Annotated in this window: 20 protein-coding genes; 9 read left to right on the forward strand and 11 right to left on the reverse strand. The window is 65.0% G+C overall.

All coding sequences use genetic code 11. The features are described from left to right. Positions 1–86 precede the first annotated feature (86 nt). From P9239_RS14040 to P9239_RS14065, 6 genes are all read right to left on the reverse strand, one after another. Complete coding sequence (locus P9239_RS14040; protein ID WP_309751805.1) at positions 87–323, reverse strand: hypothetical protein; 237 nt, start codon at positions 321–323, stop codon at positions 87–89. A gap of 221 nt (positions 324–544) precedes the next feature. Then, positions 545–751 carry a hypothetical protein gene (locus P9239_RS14045; protein WP_309751806.1) on the reverse strand — a complete coding sequence of 69 codons (207 nt, stop codon included), beginning with the start codon at positions 749–751 and terminating at the stop codon, positions 545–547. Positions 752–992: 241 nt separating this feature from the next. Continuing rightward, entirely contained in the window at positions 993–2,396 is a 1,404-nt protein-coding gene (locus P9239_RS14050; RefSeq protein ID WP_244848226.1) for a sigma-54 dependent transcriptional regulator, read from the reverse strand. Positions 2,397–2,750: 354 nt separating this feature from the next. After that, positions 2,751–2,951, reverse strand: coding sequence for a hypothetical protein (locus tag P9239_RS14055; protein ID WP_309751810.1), 201 nt, complete (start codon positions 2,949–2,951; stop codon positions 2,751–2,753). A 76-nt stretch (positions 2,952–3,027) separates the two neighbouring features. Beyond that, positions 3,028–3,345 (reverse strand): DUF883 family protein, encoded by a 318-nt coding sequence (locus tag P9239_RS14060; RefSeq protein WP_309751814.1) that lies wholly within the window; start codon positions 3,343–3,345, stop codon positions 3,028–3,030. Positions 3,346–3,423: 78 nt separating this feature from the next. Further along, complete coding sequence (locus P9239_RS14065) at positions 3,424–3,807, reverse strand: hypothetical protein (RefSeq protein WP_309751815.1); 384 nt, start codon at positions 3,805–3,807, stop codon at positions 3,424–3,426. 539 nt (positions 3,808–4,346) lie between these two features. Between P9239_RS14065 and P9239_RS14070 the strand changes: the two genes are divergently transcribed. The 3 genes from P9239_RS14070 to P9239_RS14080 all read left to right on the forward strand — a co-directional run bounded on the left by P9239_RS14070 (position 4,347) and on the right by P9239_RS14080 (position 6,742). After that, positions 4,347–5,411, forward strand: coding sequence for a sigma-54 dependent transcriptional regulator (locus P9239_RS14070; RefSeq protein WP_309751817.1), 1,065 nt, complete (start codon positions 4,347–4,349; stop codon positions 5,409–5,411). A 255-nt stretch (positions 5,412–5,666) separates the two neighbouring features. Beyond that, the gene (locus tag P9239_RS14075; protein ID WP_309751819.1) at positions 5,667–6,221 is read left to right on the forward strand and encodes a hypothetical protein; all 555 of its coding nucleotides are present in this window, start codon (positions 5,667–5,669) and stop codon (positions 6,219–6,221) included. After that, a complete protein-coding gene (locus tag P9239_RS14080) occupies positions 6,218–6,742 on the forward strand; it encodes a hypothetical protein (RefSeq protein WP_309756408.1) in 525 nt (174 codons plus the stop codon). The genes P9239_RS14075 and P9239_RS14080 overlap by 4 nt, the downstream gene beginning before the upstream one ends. Before the next feature lie 195 nt (positions 6,743–6,937). Here P9239_RS14080 and P9239_RS14085 read toward each other — a convergent pair whose 3' ends face one another. Together P9239_RS14085 and P9239_RS14090 are read right to left on the reverse strand one after the other, a co-directional pair. Beyond that, positions 6,938–8,335 (reverse strand): nitrate/sulfonate/bicarbonate ABC transporter ATP-binding protein, encoded by a 1,398-nt coding sequence (locus tag P9239_RS14085; protein WP_309751821.1) that lies wholly within the window; start codon positions 8,333–8,335, stop codon positions 6,938–6,940. 12 nt (positions 8,336–8,347) lie between these two features. Continuing rightward, a complete protein-coding gene (locus P9239_RS14090; protein ID WP_309751823.1) occupies positions 8,348–10,099 on the reverse strand; it encodes an ABC transporter permease subunit in 1,752 nt (583 codons plus the stop codon). A gap of 810 nt (positions 10,100–10,909) precedes the next feature. Here P9239_RS14090 and P9239_RS14095 point away from each other — a divergent pair. Both P9239_RS14095 and P9239_RS14100 read left to right on the forward strand, forming a co-directional pair. Next, the gene (locus tag P9239_RS14095) at positions 10,910–12,592 is read left to right on the forward strand and encodes a diguanylate cyclase (protein WP_309751825.1); all 1,683 of its coding nucleotides are present in this window, start codon (positions 10,910–10,912) and stop codon (positions 12,590–12,592) included. A 95-nt stretch (positions 12,593–12,687) separates the two neighbouring features. Then, positions 12,688–12,951, forward strand: coding sequence for a hypothetical protein (locus P9239_RS14100; protein ID WP_309751828.1), 264 nt, complete (start codon positions 12,688–12,690; stop codon positions 12,949–12,951). 24 nt (positions 12,952–12,975) lie between these two features. On the opposite strand, the gene P9239_RS14105 is transcribed toward P9239_RS14100, so the two are convergent. Both P9239_RS14105 and P9239_RS14110 read right to left on the reverse strand, forming a co-directional pair. Then, positions 12,976–14,319, reverse strand: coding sequence for an ATP-binding protein (locus P9239_RS14105; RefSeq protein ID WP_309751830.1), 1,344 nt, complete (start codon positions 14,317–14,319; stop codon positions 12,976–12,978). After that, positions 14,303–15,025, reverse strand: a complete 723-nt coding sequence (locus P9239_RS14110) for a response regulator (protein ID WP_309751832.1) — start codon at positions 15,023–15,025, stop codon at positions 14,303–14,305. Before P9239_RS14110 ends, P9239_RS14105 begins: the two co-directional genes overlap by 17 nt. Positions 15,026–15,246: 221 nt before the next feature. Between P9239_RS14110 and P9239_RS14115 the strand changes: the two genes are divergently transcribed. Then, a complete protein-coding gene (locus P9239_RS14115; RefSeq protein ID WP_309751833.1) occupies positions 15,247–15,843 on the forward strand; it encodes a periplasmic heavy metal sensor in 597 nt (198 codons plus the stop codon). A gap of 64 nt (positions 15,844–15,907) precedes the next feature. Here the strand turns inward: P9239_RS14115 and P9239_RS14120 are convergent, their stop codons facing one another. Then, positions 15,908–16,606 carry a pirin family protein gene (locus P9239_RS14120; RefSeq protein ID WP_309751838.1) on the reverse strand — a complete coding sequence of 233 codons (699 nt, stop codon included), beginning with the start codon at positions 16,604–16,606 and terminating at the stop codon, positions 15,908–15,910. A gap of 469 nt (positions 16,607–17,075) precedes the next feature. On the opposite strand from P9239_RS14120, the gene P9239_RS14125 reads away from it, so the two are divergent. Genes P9239_RS14125 through P9239_RS14135 form a run of 3 tightly spaced genes read left to right on the forward strand, consistent with a single transcriptional unit; the run spans position 17,076 to position 19,310 of the window. Continuing rightward, positions 17,076–17,762, forward strand: coding sequence for an ABC transporter permease (locus P9239_RS14125; RefSeq protein ID WP_175939813.1), 687 nt, complete (start codon positions 17,076–17,078; stop codon positions 17,760–17,762). 25 nt (positions 17,763–17,787) lie between these two features. Continuing rightward, positions 17,788–18,501, forward strand: a complete 714-nt coding sequence (locus P9239_RS14130) for an ABC transporter permease (RefSeq protein ID WP_309751841.1) — start codon at positions 17,788–17,790, stop codon at positions 18,499–18,501. A gap of 29 nt (positions 18,502–18,530) precedes the next feature. After that, complete coding sequence (locus P9239_RS14135; RefSeq protein ID WP_309751843.1) at positions 18,531–19,310, forward strand: ATP-binding cassette domain-containing protein; 780 nt, start codon at positions 18,531–18,533, stop codon at positions 19,308–19,310. Positions 19,311–19,659 lie beyond the last annotated feature (349 nt).

A 19,659-nucleotide genomic window follows, 5' to 3' on the forward strand; every position in this document is an offset into this window, starting at 1 on the left:
ATGTTACCGACGACCGAAATCGCGCGGAGATACCGGGCCGCGTAGAAGTTTATGCTCATGGTCGTTGCGCCGGCGATGGCAGCGCTTCACGCGTCCTGCTCGGAACCAAGGTCGCGCTGATAGTCGATGCCCTCGGAGCGCACGCCGCCCTGGTTATGCTCGCCATCGGGCGGAACGCCAGGCGCGGGGCGGTTCTGGCCGGCCGGATCGTGATCGGCGGGCAGCGTGGACGAGCCCGGCGCGGCGCCGTTCTTGGCGGCTTCGGCGCGTGCTTCGCGTTTGGATGAATGACGCGCGGAGCGTCGAAGTGCGGGATGCCTCATTGATGCCTCCAAGAGAGAAGGCCGTCGCGAATGGACCTCGGCGGCGTCGGACCGATGCGCTGTCACGCGTTCCGGCAGCGCGGTTCCGGAAGAAAGACCGGAGGCACAGCGCGCCGCCGGTCATTCGTACTTGGTTCGTTGTAATCCCTACGCTCGGGATGGAAGATTATTCAAGACTTGCACGAATTCAGTGAATCGGTCGTCCGGCGCTTGCTCCGGCACTAGCGCACGTGCGGCGTCTCGTTCGGTCCCGGCGGCGGATCGCCGATTGGCTGCGTCGGCGGTTCGGGCGGATCGCGCGTCGGGTCCGGGTTCGTGTCGGGCGGAATCGGAGTCGGCGGCGGCTGATCGGGCGGCGTCACCGGCGGGTCCGGCGGCTGGGGCGTCTGCGCAGTCATCGGCACGCGGCCGAGGGCGATATCGGACATGACGGGCTCCTTGCGGTCTTGTGATCGTGGATGCATCCCTGTCCGGAACGCGGCGTGCCACTCATTGCTTTGCACGCAGAGAAGGGATGTCGCATGGAACGGCAGCAAGGGTTATGCCCCTCCTTTCTCCTCGGCCCGCGTCCATGCATCCCATTATCGTTGCTGAAAGCGCGGCTGCCAACAAAAACGCCCGCGCTTTTGCAAGCAGCGGGCGTGGTTTTCGTGTGAAGATAGCCGACGTTCAGCGATTTTCGCTTTCCGACTCGCTCACGTCTCCACCTTCGCCGACGGCTGCCTTGTTGGCATCCTCGCCGTACTCCACGAGCCGGTTGTAAAGCGTTTTCAAGCTGATGCCGAGGATTTCCGCCGCCCGCGTCTTCACGCCGCCGCACTGCTCGAGCGTCGCGAGAATCAGTTGCCGATCCGCTTGTGCGAGCGACGTGCCGAACGGAATCGTCACCGCCGTGCCCGACGAGGGGCGCGAGAGCGAAATCTGGAGCGGCACGGTCGCCGTGCTGTCGGAATCCGAGCCCGACATGATGTACGCGCGCTGTACGTAGTTCTTCAGTTCGCGCACATTGCCCGGCCAGTTGTACGACGCCAGCATCTCGCGCACGGCGGGCGGGAAGTCCTTCTTCGTGTTGTACCGTGCGTTCAGCTCGTCGAGGAACGCCTGTCCGAGCAACTCGACATCCTTGCCGCGCTCGCGCAGCGGCGGCAGGTTGATCGGGAACACGTTGAGCCGGTGATACAGGTCGAGGCGCAGCTTGCCTTCGAGCACGGCCTGCTCCGGGTCGCGGTTGGTCGCCGCGATCAGGCGCACGTCGGTCTCGATTTCCTTTGTCGTGCCGACGCGCATGAACATGCCCGTCTCCAGCACGCGAAGCAGCTTGACCTGCAACTCGATCGGCATTTCGGTGATTTCGTCGAGGAACAGCGTGCCGCCGTTCGCGCGCTCGAAATAGCCTTTGTGCTGGCGATCCGCGCCGGTGAACGAGCCGCGCTCGTGGCCGAACATTTCGGATTCGATCAGATTCGGCGAGATCGCCCCGCAGTTCACCGCGATGAACGAATGCTTGCGCCGCAGGCTCAGCTCGTGCAGCGTCTGCGCGGCGACTTCCTTGCCCGTGCCCGACTCGCCGATCAGCAGCACCGAAGCCGCCGTCGGCGCGACGCGGCCGATCTGGTCGTAGACCGTCTGCATCGCGGGCGAATTGCCGAGCATCAGCCCGAAGCGGCCCATGCGGCGCAATTCGCCGCGCAGCGTGCCGATTTCCGCCTTCAGGTCGCCGGCGCGCGGCAGGCGCGAAAGAATCGCCTTGACGCGCTGCATATTGATGGGCTTCACGAGGTAGTCGGCCGCGCCCATCTTGAGGGCGCTCACGGCCGATTCCACCGTCGCGTGACCAGTGATGACGATGAATTCCACGCCGGAGCGCGGATCGAGATCTTCGAACAGGTCGACGCCCGTTCCGTCGGGCAGTTTGAGGTCGGTGAAAACGACGTCCGGCGTCTGCCGCACGAGCTGGATGCGCGCTTCGCGCAGATCGCTGGCGGTGGCCGTGGTCAGTCCGTCTTCGCCGATGATCGCGGCTAGCGCCTCGCGGGTACTGGGATCGTCATCGACAATCAATACGTGTGGCATTGCGTCTCGAATTCTTCCAAAGCGTTTCAGGGTCACACGCCGCGTGGCGGCGTGGTCTTCTCCGGGCGGCTTGAGCCGTCCGGGCCGGTGCGTCTAACGGGCCAGGCGCCGATATCGGCTAAAGCCCGGCCGCAAAGCGCAGAAAAGAAAATAATTTCCGAAAGTTCCGCACGCTTGGGGCCGTCCGCCGTAAGTTTTTCCAAATGCTCACTTATGGCAGAGGTTCAATGATTATAAGGGCTTATTAAGATAAAAACGCACGCCGCTCGGGCGTGCGTTCTCATGCGGGAAGCGCTGGGCTTCGGACGGAGCTTCGCGACGCTCCGCTATCGTGGCGTCGCTGAGAGATGCAGATCAGCTTTTCGGGAAATGCCACGCGTCCGGTGTGCCGCCGACGACGTACTTCCCGCGCGTGCGGGAACGGCCGCCTTGCCAGCGGTTCGGCCCGCCGACGGCACGCCGCCCGTTTGCATCCTGCGACTGCATCCACTTCCAGGCGAGGACGCCGCCGACTGCGAAAAGCGCCCCGAATACTCCAATCGATGACCGTGCCATTGTTGTTCTCTCCCGTGTCGTTGAACCCGATGCCGATCGCCCGGCGAAACGGGCGATGGGTTGACCAGCCGTGCGTTTAGCGCGAAATCACCGCCGCGAGCAGGAACCCGGCGGCAGCCGCCATGCCGAGCGATTCCCACGGTTTCTCGCGCACGTACCGCTCGGTGCAGTCGATAGTCGACCGGTAGCGGCTTTGCGCGCTCGCCTGTGCGTCTTCGAGCGCGGCGCGGGCCGTGTCGACGTGATCGCGCAGACGCGAGCGCAGCGCCTCGACGCCCTCGCCCGGCAGCGCCGACGACAGCCGCAGCAGCTCTTCCGAGTCGTTCAGCAGCACCTTGATGTCTTCGATGATCTTCTGCTTGCCCAACGCAAGCTGGACAGTCGTTTGACTCATGAAATCAGTCCTCGCCAAGGGGGTCTTCCGCATGATCGCGGGTCATTGCCGATCCGTGCGGCTCTTGCTTCGCCACGGTTACTGCGCTTTCGGCACCGTGACGGTCAACGGGGAACGCCCGCCGCTCGACGTCAGGCGGGTTCGCAAACGCCGGACGATGCCGCTTGCCGTCAGCGCGCCGCCTGCCACGCCGAACACGAGGCTCGTCACGTTGGCAGCGCGAGCGAGTGCGGGCGTGCCGGCCGCATAGCCGAGCACGGCGCACATCAGCGCCGTCACGAGCGCAACCGCCGCCCAGTGATAGATGTCGATCGGCTCGCCTGCCCCGGGTTCCTGCCGATCGTTCGCCGTCCGCGCACCCCTGCCGCGAGCCGGCCGCACCGCCGTCGCGCGTTCCCGTCGCTCGTCTGCGGCCACGTCGAAATCGAAAAATTCTTCCATGATGTGTTCGACCTCTCTCATTGCCCGTTTCTTCGCCTTTCCGTCGCGGGCATTCGAATAAGGATGACCTCATCGAGCAGCTTTCATGCCAATGGCGTAAATAAGGGCGCGCGTGCGCAAATCGCCGATTCTCCGGGTAAGACTTACGCCGTCGCCTTGTAATTTCGCGGTGCGCGCGGAGAACCTTTCCGGATGACCGGCGCGACGCGAAACTCAATCAGACAAAATGCCGTCCGACTGACGGCGCGCATTGCCGCAATATCGTCGCGAATGGTTAAATAGCGTTTATGAGATAGAGTCGCAATCGCGAATCAACCGATTCGCGTTGCGGCTTTCGGACTGACGCTTTCGAGGGACCGGCCAATCGCCATCGAGCGCGACAGCAGCGCCTGTGCCGCAGGTGACGGCGCGCGTCGACGCCCGGGCCCGCCGGGCCGCACCGCATGTTCAGCCGATCGAGCGCAGCCGCGCTTTGCCCGCTGGGCCCGGCGCGATCAGCCGTCGGCTGCGCTCGCTGCCCGCCCCACCACATTCGCAGAACTCAGGAACTATCAGGACCTATGGCGTCAACCGATCTTGACCCGCCGCTCGTGGCAGGCGAAACACCCGCGCAGAAAAAGCGCAATGCGGGAGACGTGCCGGGTTTGAAGTCTTACGGACTACTGTACGGCTCGTCGCCCGTCATGCTGGAGCTGTACGCACAGATCGATCGCGTCGCCGCCACCGACGCGACCGCGCTGATCATCGGCGAATCGGGGACGGGCAAGGAGCTCGTCGCCCGCACGATTCACGATCACAGCGCGCGCAAGAACGCGCCGTTCATCGCCGTGAACTGCGGCGCGATCCCGGACAACCTGATCGAAGCCGAGCTGTTCGGCCACGAGAAAGGCAGCTTCACGGGCGCGGTGCAGGGACGCATCGGCTATTTCGAACATGCGAACGGCGGCACGCTGTTCCTCGACGAAGTGACGGAGATGTCGCCGGTGCGCCAGGTGAAGCTGCTGCGCGCGCTGGAAACGGGCACGTTCTTTCGCGTGGGCGGCAATGATCTGATCAGTTCGGACGTCCGCGTGATCGCCGCGACCAACCGCGACCCGGTTGCGGCGGTCAAGGAAAACGGCCTGCGCGAAGACCTGATGTATCGCCTCGCCGTCTTTCCGTTGCGCGCCCCGCCCTTGCGCGAGCGCGACGCGGACCGCGAGCTGCTCGCCCAGCACTTCCTCTCCGAAATGAACGCGCAAGAAGGTACGAATAAAGCCTTCAGCAAGCGAGCGCTCGACGTGCTGCGCACCTATTCGTGGCCCGGCAACGTGCGGGAGCTGAAGAACACGGTGTATCGCGCGTTCATTCTTGCGGAGAAGACGGTGGAGATCGCGCATCCGCATCTCGCCTCGCGTGTGAAGAAACCGATCACGCAAGGCGACGCGATGAACGTCTGGGTCGGCACGCCGCTCGCCGACGCGCAAAAGCAGATTATCCTCGGCACGCTCAAGCACTGCGGCGGTGACAAGCGGCGCGCGGCGAAGGCGCTCGGCGTGAGCCTCAAGACGCTGTATAACCGTCTGGGCGCCTACGAGAACGAAGACACCGACGCGAGCGACACGTCGTCCTCCAGCGAAAGCTGATCCGACCGATCGGCAGCACAGGCGGCAACTTACCGCTGCTGCCGTCCTTCGTCCGCGCGGTTGTTACCGAATGCGCAACGCGTTCCCGGCGCTTGCAAATTCTTGCAATTTTCCCGAAGCGGTAATTAGAAGCTTGCTTCAAAATGCGCGAAGCCCGCGACAGGACTTGGCGTCAAGCGCTTGGCTCGCGGGGACGTCGGCTGCGGTCCCGGATGGATCGCGGTGAGAAAAACGGCAGACGAAGGAAACAGCAACATGCAGATTTGTGTCCCCCGGCGCGGCAAACGCGCCGCCGCGCTGGCCGCGATCACGAGCGGCGTCATTGCGTGTCTGACGCTCAGCGGATGCAACTCCCTCTATAGCGAAGGCGCCACGGCGGGCGCGGGTATCGCCGGCGCCGCGGTTGCGGCCAAAGTGACGAACAACGCCGCAGTGGCGACCGGCATCGGCTTGGGCGCGGTAGCGGCGGCGCGCGCGGGCGTGCAGTACACGCAGCGCATCGTCCATACGGATACGCAGGACAAGATCGCCGCCGTGGCGGGCCCGCTCACAGTCGGAGCGGTCGCTCCGTGGGTCGCGACGCACTCGGTCCCGCTCGAAGAAGACGAGAAAGGCCGCGTGACCGTCAGCCGCACCATCAGCAGCGGCGCGCTCGACTGCAAGGAGATCGTGTTTTCCGTCGATCGCGACGCCACCAAGGACCGCCCCGCTGACAGCGCGTTCTACGTCGCGTCCGTCTGCCGCGACGGAGCCAAGTGGAAATGGGCGTCGGCCGAGCCTGCCACGCCGCGTTGGGGTTCGCTGCAATGACGGTGCGGCTCGCAGTTCAACCCGCGCTGCGCTTCTCGCTTGCCGTGGCGGTCGCAGCCGCCTGCGCGACGATGAGCGGATGCGCGTCCATCGGCGCGGCGACGGGCGCGGTCGCGGGCGTGGCGACCGGCGCGGTCACGACGAATCCGGCCATCGGCATCGGCGTCGGCATCGCGGTGCAGGCCGCCACCGACGAAGCGGTGAAGCGCGTGTCGAAGTCGCTCCATACGGACCAGCAAGTCGCCATCGCGGCGGCGGCGGGCATGTCGGCGGTCGGCGAGACACGCCCGTGGAAGGTCAAGCACACGCTGCCGATCGAAAACGGCCACGGCGACGTGCGCGTGCTGCGCGAAGTCGACAACGCGCTTGCAAGCTGCAAGGAGTTCGCGTTCTCCGTCGTCGACGGCGACGATGCGAACGCGCACGCCGACTGGTTCGTGGCGAGCGCCTGCAAGCAGACCGAAGGCTGGAAGTGGGCGTCGGCGGAGCCTGCGGTCGAGCGTTGGGGCAATCTGCAGTAAGCAACAGGCGCGGCGTACGCAAAAAAGCGCGGCTTCCGTTTCCGGGAGCCGCGCTTTTTATTCGGGCGCAATCTGCCTGGGCGTCTACTCGCGTTTCTCCGTCGTGGATGACGACAATGCAAAAGCCCGCGTCACAAAAAAAGCGCGGTTCCGTTCCCCGAAACCGCGCCTTTGTTCGAGCGAGAAACGGCGAGATCAGGCCTCGACGTCCTCCAGGCTCAGCATCTCCGTCTGATCGTTATACGAGAAAATCTCGCCGTAACGTCCCCAGTCGATAACCGCATCGAGCGTCTCCTGGGCGGCTTTATCGGAGAGGAAGTCTTCGAGTTCCTGCTCGAAGCGCACGCGCGGCGCACGATGCCCCGGCCGCTCGTTGAGCACCTTCTTGATGCGCGCGGCGAGCGGCACGTGCCGCAGCAGATGCTCGGCGAACATCATCTTGCGCTCCTGCGTGCCGAATTCGGCGAACACGCGCGCCTGCGGCGTCAGGTAGATATCGCCCTCGCGCACGTCCGCGAAGCCCAGATGTTGCAGCACTTCCGCAATCGGAAAGAGGTCGTCCACTTCCAGATGCAGCGTCCGCGCAATTTCCGGCATGTCCGCGCGGCCGTGGTACGGCTCGGCGGCGAGCGTTTCGATCAGACCCGCCATCAGATTGGTCGACACGGACGGCAGCCAGCTCCCCAACTCCAGCCCCTTCTTCTTCGCGTCGTCGAGCTGGCGCGCGGTCATCTTCGCGTAGATGTCGTCCACGAGCCGCCGGAACGCCGGGTCCAGCCGGTTGCGCGGATGCTTGAACGGCACCTTGATCTCGGCCATCACGCGGCCGGGATTCGACGACAGCACGAGAATGCGGTCGCACATGAACACCGCTTCTTCGATGTTGTGCGTCACGATCAGCACGGACTTGATCGGCAGACGTCCCTGCGTCCACAAGTCGAGCAGATCGGTGCGCAGGTTTTCGGCGGTCAGCACGTCGAGCGCGGAGAACGGCTCGTCCATCAAGAGCAGCGTGGGATCGACGACCAGCGCCCGCGCAAAGCCCACGCGCTGGCGCATGCCGCCCGACAGTTCGCGCGGATAAGCGTTCTCGAAGCCGTCCAGACCGATCAGGTCGATGGCCGCGAGCGCACGCTCGCGCCGTTCCCGCGCGGCGACGCCCTGCGCTTCCAGACCGGCTTCCACGTTTTGCAACACGGTCAGCCACGGAAAGAGCGCGAAGGTCTGAAACACCATCGCGACGCCCTTCGCCGGGCCGCGCAACGGCTCGTTGAGATAGGTGACTTCGCCGTCGGTCGGCTCGATCAGACCGGCGATGATGCGCAGAAGCGTCGACTTGCCCGAGCCCGAGCGCCCGAGCAAACCGACGATCTCGCCTTCGCGCAGCGAAAGGTTGGCGTCGTCCAGCACGAGCAGTTCGCCCTGCGTCTTGTTGAAGCCGCGGCTCACGTTCTGAACGCGCAGAATCTCCGCGCCTAAGCGCGGCGGCTTGTTCTGCGCGCCCGGCGGCGCCCCGGCCGGCGTGCCGGTTGTGCCGGGCGTGCGCACCGCTGCCTGCTGGGCGGGCGCCTGGGAATTTTTAAGGTTCTGCATCGGAAGTCGTCCTCAATCCAGTCGAAGCCGCGCTTCGGCGTAGGCGTACAGCGGGCGCCACAACAGGCGGTTGAACAGCGTCACGAAGAGCGACATCACGGCGATGCCGAGAATGATCTTCGGATAGTCGCCGTCCGCCGTGTTTTGCGCGATATACGCGCCCAGTCCGTGAGCGACGACATTGGTTTTGCCCCACGACACCGCTTCCGCGACGATGCTCGCGTTCCACGCGCCGCCCGAAGCGGTGATCGCGCCGGTGATGTAGTACGGGAAAATGCCCGGCAGCATGGCCTTCTTCCACCACTGCCAGCCGCGAATCTGGAAGTTCGTCGCGGCTTCGCGGTAATCGTTCGGATAAGCCGACGCGCCCGCGATCACGTTGAACAGGATATACCACTGCGTCCCGAGCACGATGAGCGGCGACAGCCAGATATCCGGGTTCAGATGCCAGCGCACGATCACGACGACGAACACCGGAAAGAGCAGATTCGCCGGAAACGCCGCGAGGAACTGCGCGAGCGGCTGGAACTTCTCCGCGAGCGCCGGGCGCAGGCCGATCAGCACGCCGATCGGCACCCAGACCACCGACGCGATCGCGATCAGCACCACCACGCGCAGCAGCGTGATGAAGCCGAGCACGAACACGTGGCCCACTTCGCTCCAGGTGACGCCCGTCGCGACGAACGACACCACCTTCCAGACGACGAACGCCGTGACGACGAGCACGGCCGCGCCCCACGCGATATCGCCGGCACGCGTTGAAGACACCGGCGCGCGCAGCGGCAGCTTCACGCCTTGCAGCGACGGCAGCTTGATCGGCACGCGCGCGGCCTTCGCGAGAATCCATCCGGCCGGCACGAGCAGGCGGTGAATCAGGCGCGTGCGGCGAATCAGGTCGAGCAGCCACGACTCGGGCGCATTGCCCGAACTCGTGTTCTCCATGCGGAACTTGTCCGCCCACGCGACGAGCGGGCGGAACATCAACTGGTCGTAGGCCAGGATCACGATCGTCATCGCGAGGATCACCCAGCCGATCGCGCCGAGATTGCGCTCGCCGATGGCCGCCGCGAGATACGCGCCGATGCCCGGCAGCACGATGCTGCGATTGCCGACCGTAATGGCTTCGGACGCCACGACGAAGAACCAGCCGCCCGACATCGACATCATCATGTTCCAGATGAGGCCGGGCATGGAGAACGGCACTTCGAGCTTCCAGAAGCGTTGCCAGTTGGTCAGGTGAAAGCCGCGCGAGACTTCGTCCAGGTCGCGCGGCACCGTGCGCAGCGACTGGTAGAAGCTGAACGTCATGTTCCACGCCTGGCTCGTGAAAATGGCGAAGATGGCCGCGCACTCCGCGCCGATCACGCGCCCCGGGAAAAGCGCGAGAAAAAACGTGACCGTGAACGAGATGTAGCCGAGCACCGGCACTGACTGGAGAATGTCGAGAATCGGCACGAGCACGACGGACGCGCGCCGGCTCTTCGCCGCGAGCGTGCCGTAGGCGAGCGTGAAGACGAGCGACGCGACCATCGCGGCCAGCATGCGCAAGGTCGTGCGCAACGCGTATTCGGGGAGATTCGCGGGGTCGAGCGAGATCGCCTGCGTCTGCAGTGTCGAAATGGGCGCGAGCGTCTCGTGAAAGCCGACGGCGGCGAGCGCGATGATGCAGATGATCATCGGGAACGCCACGAAGTCCCAGCGGTTGGGCAGGAGCCGCCAGGCGGACGCGTTCGCCGTGCGATTCAGATTGAAACCAAATTCCATTCAAGGCCCTCCCCGTAAGGCTGTGTTACGACCGCGCAAATGCGCGGATGATGCTCGAGACGGCCGATGCCGTCGTCCGGGCGAGCCCCCTCACTGTCCTTGCCGCGACGGCGCGCGACGGCGCACAACGGTTCAACGCGTCCGGCCGCCCGGCGGACGACATGCGCTCGCGCTGAACCGAGCGACACTACACCACTCACGATGACAGGCACAACCTTCCCGCCGAACTTTGGCTCGCGGCGTGCGGCTTGTGTTGCTCATCGGCACGACGGAGCCGAACTGAAGTGCCGGCGCAGACCGGCGCGCACCGCTTCATCCTTGCAGGGCGCTTTCGGCCCGCCATCGCGCCCAATGCACGCACAAGCGGGCTGCGGCGGCAAGCGAACCGCGTGGTTGAGAACCAATGTGTTGGGCGAACGCCGTTCGCAGCAATAAGGCGCTTGATAGACGACAGAAAACATCGTCCAATCTGGGCTTATCAGAAACAATAAATGAGCGCCGATGCAATGCGAGACGCCAAGACCGAGTCGGAAGGCCGTCCGACAGACGCGAGACACCCCGCTTTCCGCACGCACGAGCCTCGCGCGCATGCCACAACCGCCGCTCCCGCGCCCCTGCAACGCAATGAACGCGCCCGGGCTGACCGGCTGAACGTTCGTCTCAGGGCGGCGATTATCGCGTTTTTGGCCGGCTGCGGCGAGTCCCCGCGCACGCCGCCGATGCGCAGCCCACGCGCCCTGGCGCGCGCACGGCGCACGCGCGCCGAATGCCCGACGGTCGCGGCGTGACGCCGGCGCACGGGCCCGACCGATGAACAAGCTCCTTCTGCACCGCGCGATCGCGACGCTTTGCCTCGCGTTGCTCGCGCTCGGGTGCTGGGTCGCCGCCGGCTTGCTGTCGGACCGCATGGTACAGCAGGAGATGACCGCGACCGTGCGCACCGAGCGCCAGATGGCGGCGTCCATCGTCGACAACATGGCGCAGATCATTGCGAGCGACCTCGCCATGTCGCGCGCCATTCCCGCGACGCTCGCGCAGATGGACCTCACGCAGCGCGCGCTGTCCCAATCGCGGCGTTACACGTCGAACCTCAAGACGACCGAATCGGCACGGCGCGAGCAATGGATGGCACAGCCCGGACTGGATCAGGTGAACCGTTTCCTGCACGACGCGCAGGGCTTCGCCGGACTCGACTCCATCTGGCTCGTGAACGACCAGGGCTACTGCATTGCATCGAGCAACGCCAGCGACGAGAACAGCTTCATCGGCTACGACATGAGCGGGCGCGGCTACGTGGCTCGCGCGCTGCTCGGCGGTTTCGTGGAAATGTACGGCGTCGGCCGGCTCTCCGCCGAGCCGGGCATCTTCATCGCCGCGCCGGTGTACGAGGACGGGCTTCTGGTCGGCGCGGTGATCGCAAAGGTGAGCATCGACCGCTTGCGGCACTGGGTTTCGCGCCCGGGCACCTTCGTCACCGACGAAAACGGCGTCGTGGTCATGGCGCACGACGGCCGGCTCGAATATCAGGCGCTGCCCTTTGCGCCCGTCGCACGCATGACGGTTCGCGAGCGCCTCGAACACTATCGCCGCGACGCGTTCGCCCCGCTGCGGCTCGAAAGCGTCGGCGAGCAGATGCGGCAATCGGCACCCTGGCTCGCGCCCGCGCTCGCGAAAAACTTCTATGCCGCCAACGGCGACTCCGTGCCCTCGCTGTACGACGAACGCACCGGCCTCAACTCCGGCTTGTCGGCGCATATCGTCCATCCGCTTACGAGCTGGCCGGAGATCACGCGCAATCACAGCCGCGACCGCCTGCTCGTGTTTCTGACGATGCTCGGCGTCGTGACGCTCGCCGTCGTGATCGCGACGTCGTATTCGCGCGAACGCCGCCTGCATCGCGCGACGCGCGATCTCGCGGAGCAGTTGCAATCGGCCAATACGCTGTTGTCGGCGGAAGCGCGCCACGACGCGCTCACGGGCGCGCTGTCGCGGCGCTACTTCCTCGACACGCTGCGGCACGAGGTCGAACTGGCGCGCTCCGCGGGCACGCCGCTTTCGGTCGCCATCGCGGATCTCGACCATTTCAAGCAGATCAACGACCGTTACGGGCACGCGTGCGGCGACCGCGCGCTCGAGCACTTCGCGGAGGTCTGCCGCGAGCAGCTTCGTCCGAGCGATGCGATCGGGCGGCTCGGCGGCGAGGAGTTCGGCATCCTGCTGCCGCAAACGTCGCTCGCCGACGCGCAAGCCGTGCTGGAGCGGCTGCGCAAGCGCTTCCATCACGAACATTGCGCGCATCTGCCCGACGATGCGGTGCTTTCGGTCAGTATCGGCATCACGGAACAGGCGAGCGACGACGCGCTCGAATGGATTCTCTCGCGCGCCGATCTCGCGCTCTACGAGGCGAAGTCGCGCGGGCGCGACCGCAGCGAAGTGCGCCCCGCCGACCCGCCGCCCGCGCGGCATACCGAAGACTCGCTCGCGGGCAAGTAGCGCCGCCGCCTTTCCCCTCGTCGCCACACGGACATGTCCGCGCAGGTATCATCGACCTTGGGTTTCGACTGCGTTGCCGTTATCGGGAGGATTGCATGAAGGGAAATCTGGTCATCGTGTGCCGCGATCAGGACGCTGAAACGTTCGACCAATTGCTCGCGGAGTACGGGTCGTTCCAGACGCGGCTGTCGTCCACCGCGTGGTATCTGAAGATCGACCTGGCGCCGGAAGTGATTCAGGAGGAAATCCTGTCGCGCCTCGGCAAGTACACGACGCATTACATCTTCGAAGCGTCGACGGTGACGTATAACACCGTGGACAGCGAGGCGGCCTCGGCGCTGGAGACGCTCTTCGACTGAGCCGCGTCGAAAAAGCGCGCGTAGTCAGACCGCGCGCTCCGCCTGTTGCGGTCCGGCGCGGCGCTCCGTGACCGCGCGGGTGGCGACATCGAACGGAAAGGTCATCACGACCTGCAGGCCGCCATCCACCTGATTGCCGATTTCGCACTCTCCGCCCGCGCGCCGCGCGAGCCGCTCGACGATGGCGAGTCCCAGTCCGCTATGCCCGCTGCCGCCGCGCGCCGGGTCGAGCCGCACGAACGGCCGGCTCGCCTTGATCAGATCGTCCGGCGCAATACCCTTGCCGTGATCCGACACGCACAGCACCCAGCCCTTCGCCTCCCGCCGCGTCTCGATGACGATAGGCGGCGCGCCGTACGCATGGGCGTTGTCCAGCAGGTTCGAGAGCAGGCGGTCGAGCGTCGCCGCCGGCAGCACGAACGACGGGCCGGCTTCCAGCTGCAGACGCACGGTATCCGCACCCGGCGCCACCGCGCGATAAGCCCGCGCGATGCGCTCGCACTGTTGATCCACCGCGACCGGCTCGCTGCCGTCCGGGCGGTCGTGCGCGAACACGAGGAATTGATCGACGATATGCGCCATTGAATCGACGTCGCGCACGACGCCGTCGCGGGTTTTCTCGTCGTCCATCATTTCGGCGCGCAGGCGCAGGCGCGCAAGCGGCGTCTTGAGGTCGTGCGCGACGCCCGCGAGCATCACGGCGCGGTCGTTTTCGCTTTGCGAGACTTCGCGCACCATCTGATTGAAGCCGTGCGTGAGCTGGCGCAACTCGCGCGGGCCGCGCTCCGGCACGGGCGGCGTAGGCTGGCCGCGTCCGAAGCGCGCCACCGCTTGCGCGAGCGAGCGCAGCGGCGACTGCAACTGCCACGCGGCGAAGAGCGCGGCGAGCACCGCCGCCGAGAAAATGATGGCGAGCCACACGAGCATGCGGTCGCGCGAGCGCGGCGGGCGCAGCGGCTGCACCGGCACGACGATCCAGCCCGCGTCCTTTGCGCCGTGCACCCAGACGCTCGGCGGCGCGCCGGGCGGGCCCGGGCGCACGTCGGTGCCGTCGGGCAGGCGGTCCTTCATGTCTTCGACAAAGCGCGACAGCGGAGGCGGAAGCTCGTCGCCGCTCGCGGGCTGCGGGACGTCCGCGGCCTCGAGCGGCACGATGCGCACGCGCGAAGGCAACGGCTGATCCGGACTATTGGCGATGTGCTGCCGCACCGCTTCAACGAGGAACGCGGCTTCCTCGACGGCATAACGCGTCTGCGAGTTGTCGCGCTCCAGGCGGATCACGGCGAACCACGCGAGGTGCGAGAGCACCAGCACGCCGATCACGAGGACGACGAGCCGGCCGAACAGCGAATCAATGGGCCGACGCATTTTGCTCGCCGTCGGGCACGAACACGTAGCCACGTCCTCGCACCGTTTGGATGAAGCGCGGCGCGGACGGATCGCTTTCCAGAATGCGCCGCAGGCGCCACACCTGCACGTCGATGCCGCGGTCCGTGCCGTCGTATTCCGGGCCGTGCAGCAGTTCGAGCAGACGCTCGCGCGTGAGCGTGCGCATCGGGTGATTCACGAAGATCTTGAGCAGCGCGAATTCGCTGCCGGACAGCGTGATCGGCTTTTCGTCGTGTTGCAGCGTGCGCGACTGGAAGTCCAGCCGGAAGCGGCCGAACGAATATGGCTCGCGTTGCTCGGGCGCGGCGGACGGAATCGTGCGGCGGCGGCGCAGCACCGCCTGCACGCGCGCCAGCAGTTCGCGCGGATTGAACGGCTTGCCGAGGTAATCGTCCGCGCCCAGTTCCAGCCCGACGATGCGGTCCACATCGTCCGCGCGGGCGGTCAGCATGATCACGGGGATGTCGTCGCCCGATGCGCGCAGCTTGCGCAGCGCGGTCAGGCCGTCGACGCCCGGCATCATCAGATCGAGAACGATGAGATCGGGACGCTCGCGCTCCAGACGGCGTTCGAGCGAACCGGCGTCGTGCAGCACCGAGACCTCGATGCCCTGCCGGACCAGATAGTCGCGCAAGAGGTCGCGCAGTTCGGCGTCGTCGTCGACGACAAGAATTTGTGTAGTCATGAAATGAAGTGTATCGCGTGAGTCGGGGCGGCTTCGCGGCGTACACGCGGCAAAGGGTTACGGCGTGTTACCGCGAAAGCAGCGCGTAAACCAGCGTAATACGAAAAGCCGGCGCGGTAACACGCTCGCCGGCACGACCCTCTACGCTGTGTCTCACCGACCCAGCGCGGACCTCGACGAATCCGCGCATTCGGCTCCGTCACAATCAAGGGAGTCTCACGATGTTCAAGCAAAAGAATCGCATTCTCGCCGCCACGGCTGCCGCACTTGCCCTGACCTTCGGCGCGGCGCACGCCGCCACCAACGACGCACCCAACGCCCCGCCGCCCGGCGCGCCGGGCATGATGGGCGGCCCCGGCGGTCATCATATGGAAATGCGCATGCAGAAGCAGCTCGACCAGTTGCACGGCCAGCTGAAGCTGAATACGGATCAGGAAAGGCTGTGGCAGACGGCCATCGACACGATGAAGCAAAACCACGCCGCCATGCGCGAGAGTCATCGCCAGATGCACGAGCAGTTCCAGTCGATGCAGAACCAGCCGATTCTGGATCTGAATGCGATGAACGCGGCGCATCAGAAGCTCGAGCAGCAGCAGATGCAGCTGCATGAGCAGACAGCGACCGCCTGGCTCAACTTCTATAACTCGCTGAACGACCAGCAGAAGACGACCGTGAGCGCCGCGCTCAAGAAGCACTTCGCCCGCATGCACGAGCATGAGCAAAAGATGCACGAACGCTGGGGCAAGCATCGCGGCGGGCCGGACGCCGCTCAGGGCGCACCGGGCGCACCGGGCGCTTCGGCGACTGCGAAACCGTAAGCGGTTCTCGCAGGCGAAAAAAAAACCGCGGGCGAGAGCCCGCGGTTTTCAAATCAAAGGCCGGTCAAGCCAGATCGAACAACAGCACTTCCGCCTGCTCGCCGCCGTCGATCGTCACCTTGGCGATGTCCTCCATCTTCACGGCATCGCCTGCGCCGAGCGCCTCGCCGTTCACCGACACCTTGCCGCGCGCCACATGCACGTACACGCGGCGGCCCGCCGGCACGTCGAAGTCGGCACGCTCATCGCCGTCGAACAGGCCCGCGAAGATTCGCGCGTCGGCGCCGATCTTCACCGAGCCGTCCGTGCCTCCGGGCGATGCGATCACGCGCAGCCGGCCGCGCTTTTCGTCGTCGGTGAAACGCTTTTCCTCATAGCCCGGCGCGCCGCCCGGCGCATCCGGAATGATCCAGATTTGCAGGAAGTGCGCGGTCTCGGTGGGCGATCCGTTGAACTCGCTGTGCCGCACGCCGGTCCCTGCGCTCATGCGCTGCACGTCGCCGGGGCGGATGGTCGATCCGTTGCCCATGCTGTCGCGATGCGCGAGCGCGCCTTCCAGCACGTAGCTCACGATTTCCATGTCGCGATGACCGTGCGTGCCGAAGCCCTGCCCGCCTGCGACGCGGTCTTCGTTGATCACGCGCAGCGCGCCGAAGTGGACGTGCTCCGGATCGTGGTAATCGGCGAACGAGAAGGTGTGATACGAGTCCAGCCAGCCGTGGTTAGCGTGACCGCGTTCGTTGCTGCGGCGAATCTCGAACATGTTGTGCTCCCGGTGTAGACGTTGAACTGCGATGGAGACAATGTAAGGGCGGCCGCCTGCCCGAACAACGCGCGCAACGGCACTACACCGTCCCGCCGATGGATGTAATCGGACTTCTCCTGCTATCGCCGCGCGCAAGCCGGGTTCGGGTAAAATACCGCGCTTTTCGGGTGGCGGCGGCGCTGCGGCGTCTTTGGAAACACCGGCGGGCGGCATCCTCGATATTGGCGGGGGTTCGCGGGGGATTGCGGCTTAGAGCGTGCTCGCCAATTTTGGCCACCTACAATACGGACCGCCGGCGCGCGAGCCACTCGCGGCGCCGAAAATAAGCGAGACAATCCGCGCGGGGATTCATCCGGCAGACGCCGGGCGGCATGACGCGGCGCGATTGGCGAGCGATGGCAACGACTGACGGCGGCGAGCCGCTTCGTGCGCGAATGGCAATGGCGCACCTTATCAAGGAATCACCATGTTGCAAGGCTACGGCCCGCTGATCCTCGCGGGCACCTGGCAGACCGTCAAGCTCGCGGTGCTGTCGCTGGCGTTCGCCTTCGTGATCGGCCTCATCGGCGCGGCGGCGAAGCTCTCGAAGAGCCGCATCGCGTCGGGCATCGGCACGGTCTACACGACGCTCATTCGCGGCGTACCCGATCTCGTGCTGATGCTGCTGCTCTTCTACAGCATCCAGATCTGGCTGAACCTGCTGACCGATCAACTCGGCTGGGACCAGATCGACATCGATCCGTTCCTCGCGGGCATTCTCGTGCTCGGCTTCATCTACGGCGCGTATTTCACCGAGACGTTCCGCGGCGCGTTCCTTTCGGTGCCGCGCGGTCAGCTCGAAGCAGGCGCCGCCTACGGCATGACGCCGTGGCAGACCTTCTCGCGCATCATGTTTCCGCAGATGATGCGTTTCGCGCTGCCGGGCATCGGCAACAACTGGCAGGTGATGGTGAAGGCGACGGCGCTAGTGTCGATCATCGGCCTCGCGGACGTGGTGAAAGCGGCGCAGGACGCCGGCAAGGGCACGCAGCGTTTCTTCTTCTTCACGCTGCTCGCAGGTGTCGTTTATCTCGCCATCACCACGATCTCGAACTTCGTGCTGATCTGGCTGGAGCGGCGCTATTCCATCGGCGTGCGCAAGGCGGACCTGTAACCAGCGTTAAACAGCGGCGGACTTCATGATCGAAATCATCCAGGAATTCTGGAAGAACTACCTTTTCACCGACGGCTACCGGATCACCGGTCTCGCCATCACGATGTGGCTGCTCGTCGTTTCCATCGGCCTCGGATTCTGCCTTTCGGTGCCGCTCGCCGTGGCGCGGGTTTCAAAGAACAAGCTGCTCTCGCGCAGCGTCTGGCTGTACACGTACGTGTTTCGCGGCACGCCGCTCTACGTTCAGCTTCTGCTCTGCTATACGGGCCTCTACAGCCTGCAGGTCGTGCGCGATCACATGCTGCTTTCCCAGTTCTTTCGCAGCGGCATGAACTGCACGCTGCTCGCGTTCACACTCAACACCTGCGCCTATACGACCGAAATCTTCGCCGGCGCGATCAAGGCGACGCCCTACGGCGAGATCGAAGCGGCGCGCGCCTACGGCATGTCGAGCTTCACGCTGTACTGGCGCGTGATCCTGCCTTCGGCGCTGCGCCGCGCGCTGCCGTACTACAGCAACGAAGTCATTCTGATGCTGCACGCGACGACCGTCGCGTTCACGGCGACTGTGCCGGACATATTGAAGATCGCGCGCGACGTGAATTCCGCGACGTATCAGTCGTTCCAGGCGTTCGGCATCGCCGCCCTGCTCTACCTCGTCATTTCGTTCGCGCTCGTGTGGCTGTTCCGCCGCGCCGAGCATCGCTGGCTCGCGTACCTGCGGCCTCAAGGCAAATAAGTCAGGCAATCGGCCCTACAGGACCGCACATGAATTCTCAGAAGCACAAGCTTTTCGTCGACGACATTCACAAGCAGTACGGCAGCAACGAAGTGCTCAAAGGCGTCTCGCTGAAGGCCAAGGCCGGCGACGTCATCAGCATCATCGGATCGTCGGGCTCCGGCAAGAGCACGATGCTGCGCTGTATCAACTTCCTCGAACAGCCGAACCGCGGGCGCATTTTCGTCGACGGCGCCGAAGTCCGCACGATGATGGACAAGACCGGCGCGCTGAAGGTCGCCGACGCGAAGCAGCTACGCCAGGTCCGCTCGAAACTCTCGATGGTGTTCCAGCACTTCAATCTCTGGTCGCACATGAACGTGCTGGAGAACGTGACGGAAGCGCCCGTGAACGTGCTCGGACTGCCGAAGAAGGAAGCGGAAGAACGCGCCCGCACGTATCTGGAAAAGGTCGGGCTCGCGCCGCGGCTGGAGAAGCAGTATCCGTCCCATTTGTCGGGCGGTCAGCAGCAGCGCGTGGCGATCGCCCGGGCACTCGCCATGCACCCGGATGTGATGCTCTTCGATGAACCCACGTCCGCGCTCGATCCCGAACTCGTCGGCGAAGTGCTGAAGGTGATGCAGACGCTCGCCGAGGAAGGCCGCACGATGATTGTCGTCACGCACGAGATGGCGTTCGCGCGCAATGTGTCGAACCATGTCGTGTTTCTGCATCAGGGGCGTATCGAAGAGGAAGGCTGTCCGAACGAGGTGTTCGCTCAACCGAAGAGTGAGCGGCTCAAGCAGTTTCTCTCCGGTAGTCTCAAGTAGGTTCCGCACAGTCCCTGCGAAAAAAGCGCCCTCGAGGCGCTTTTTTTTTGCGTCCGCGCCGTACCGCACAACGCTTCCCGCCCGATTCGGCCATCTAGCGCCGCGACGTGCCCGCGTCAATAGGCGTGAAACCTGACCCCGAAAGTTGCCCGGTCGCAAACCCTTGCTGCATAAGGCTTTGCGGGCCATTTCCCATGCTTTGGGTCGCGTGCATACCACAGCGGCTTTGCGTTTTTGACACACCGCCCCGCCGAGCGTCAAATTTCTTTGGCGAGTGTGACGTAATTTGTTAAATTGGTAACTAAAGTACCAAAACGAAGTGCACAAAAAGTAGTTTTACTTCAAAACA

This window comes from Caballeronia sp. LZ062, assembly GCF_031450785.1.
Classification (GTDB): Bacteria; Pseudomonadota; Gammaproteobacteria; order Burkholderiales; family Burkholderiaceae; genus Caballeronia.

What these genes read in the sequence shown, in the direction of transcription:
- P9239_RS14040 (WP_309751805.1), bottom strand. Translation starts at nt 323, where the DNA reads ATGAGGCATCCCGCACTTCGACGCTCCGCGCGTCATTCATCCAAACGC.
- P9239_RS14045 (WP_309751806.1), bottom strand. Translation starts at nt 751, where the DNA reads ATGTCCGATATCGCCCTCGGCCGCGTGCCGATGACTGCGCAGACGCCC.
- P9239_RS14050 (WP_244848226.1), bottom strand. Translation starts at nt 2,396, where the DNA reads ATGCCACACGTATTGATTGTCGATGACGATCCCAGTACCCGCGAGGCG.
- P9239_RS14055 (WP_309751810.1), bottom strand. Translation starts at nt 2,951, where the DNA reads ATGGCACGGTCATCGATTGGAGTATTCGGGGCGCTTTTCGCAGTCGGC.
- P9239_RS14060 (WP_309751814.1), bottom strand. Translation starts at nt 3,345, where the DNA reads ATGAGTCAAACGACTGTCCAGCTTGCGTTGGGCAAGCAGAAGATCATC.
- P9239_RS14065 (WP_309751815.1), bottom strand. Translation starts at nt 3,807, where the DNA reads ATGAGAGAGGTCGAACACATCATGGAAGAATTTTTCGATTTCGACGTG.
- P9239_RS14070 (WP_309751817.1), top strand. Translation starts at nt 4,347, where the DNA reads ATGGCGTCAACCGATCTTGACCCGCCGCTCGTGGCAGGCGAAACACCC.
- P9239_RS14075 (WP_309751819.1), top strand. Translation starts at nt 5,667, where the DNA reads ATGCAGATTTGTGTCCCCCGGCGCGGCAAACGCGCCGCCGCGCTGGCC.
- P9239_RS14080 (WP_309756408.1), top strand. Translation starts at nt 6,218, where the DNA reads ATGACGGTGCGGCTCGCAGTTCAACCCGCGCTGCGCTTCTCGCTTGCC.
- P9239_RS14085 (WP_309751821.1), bottom strand. Translation starts at nt 8,335, where the DNA reads ATGCAGAACCTTAAAAATTCCCAGGCGCCCGCCCAGCAGGCAGCGGTG.
- P9239_RS14090 (WP_309751823.1), bottom strand. Translation starts at nt 10,099, where the DNA reads ATGGAATTTGGTTTCAATCTGAATCGCACGGCGAACGCGTCCGCCTGG.
- P9239_RS14095 (WP_309751825.1), top strand. Translation starts at nt 10,910, where the DNA reads ATGAACAAGCTCCTTCTGCACCGCGCGATCGCGACGCTTTGCCTCGCG.
- P9239_RS14100 (WP_309751828.1), top strand. Translation starts at nt 12,688, where the DNA reads ATGAAGGGAAATCTGGTCATCGTGTGCCGCGATCAGGACGCTGAAACG.
- P9239_RS14105 (WP_309751830.1), bottom strand. Translation starts at nt 14,319, where the DNA reads ATGCGTCGGCCCATTGATTCGCTGTTCGGCCGGCTCGTCGTCCTCGTG.
- P9239_RS14110 (WP_309751832.1), bottom strand. Translation starts at nt 15,025, where the DNA reads ATGACTACACAAATTCTTGTCGTCGACGACGACGCCGAACTGCGCGAC.
- P9239_RS14115 (WP_309751833.1), top strand. Translation starts at nt 15,247, where the DNA reads ATGTTCAAGCAAAAGAATCGCATTCTCGCCGCCACGGCTGCCGCACTT.
- P9239_RS14120 (WP_309751838.1), bottom strand. Translation starts at nt 16,606, where the DNA reads ATGTTCGAGATTCGCCGCAGCAACGAACGCGGTCACGCTAACCACGGC.
- P9239_RS14125 (WP_175939813.1), top strand. Translation starts at nt 17,076, where the DNA reads ATGTTGCAAGGCTACGGCCCGCTGATCCTCGCGGGCACCTGGCAGACC.
- P9239_RS14130 (WP_309751841.1), top strand. Translation starts at nt 17,788, where the DNA reads ATGATCGAAATCATCCAGGAATTCTGGAAGAACTACCTTTTCACCGAC.
- P9239_RS14135 (WP_309751843.1), top strand. Translation starts at nt 18,531, where the DNA reads ATGAATTCTCAGAAGCACAAGCTTTTCGTCGACGACATTCACAAGCAG.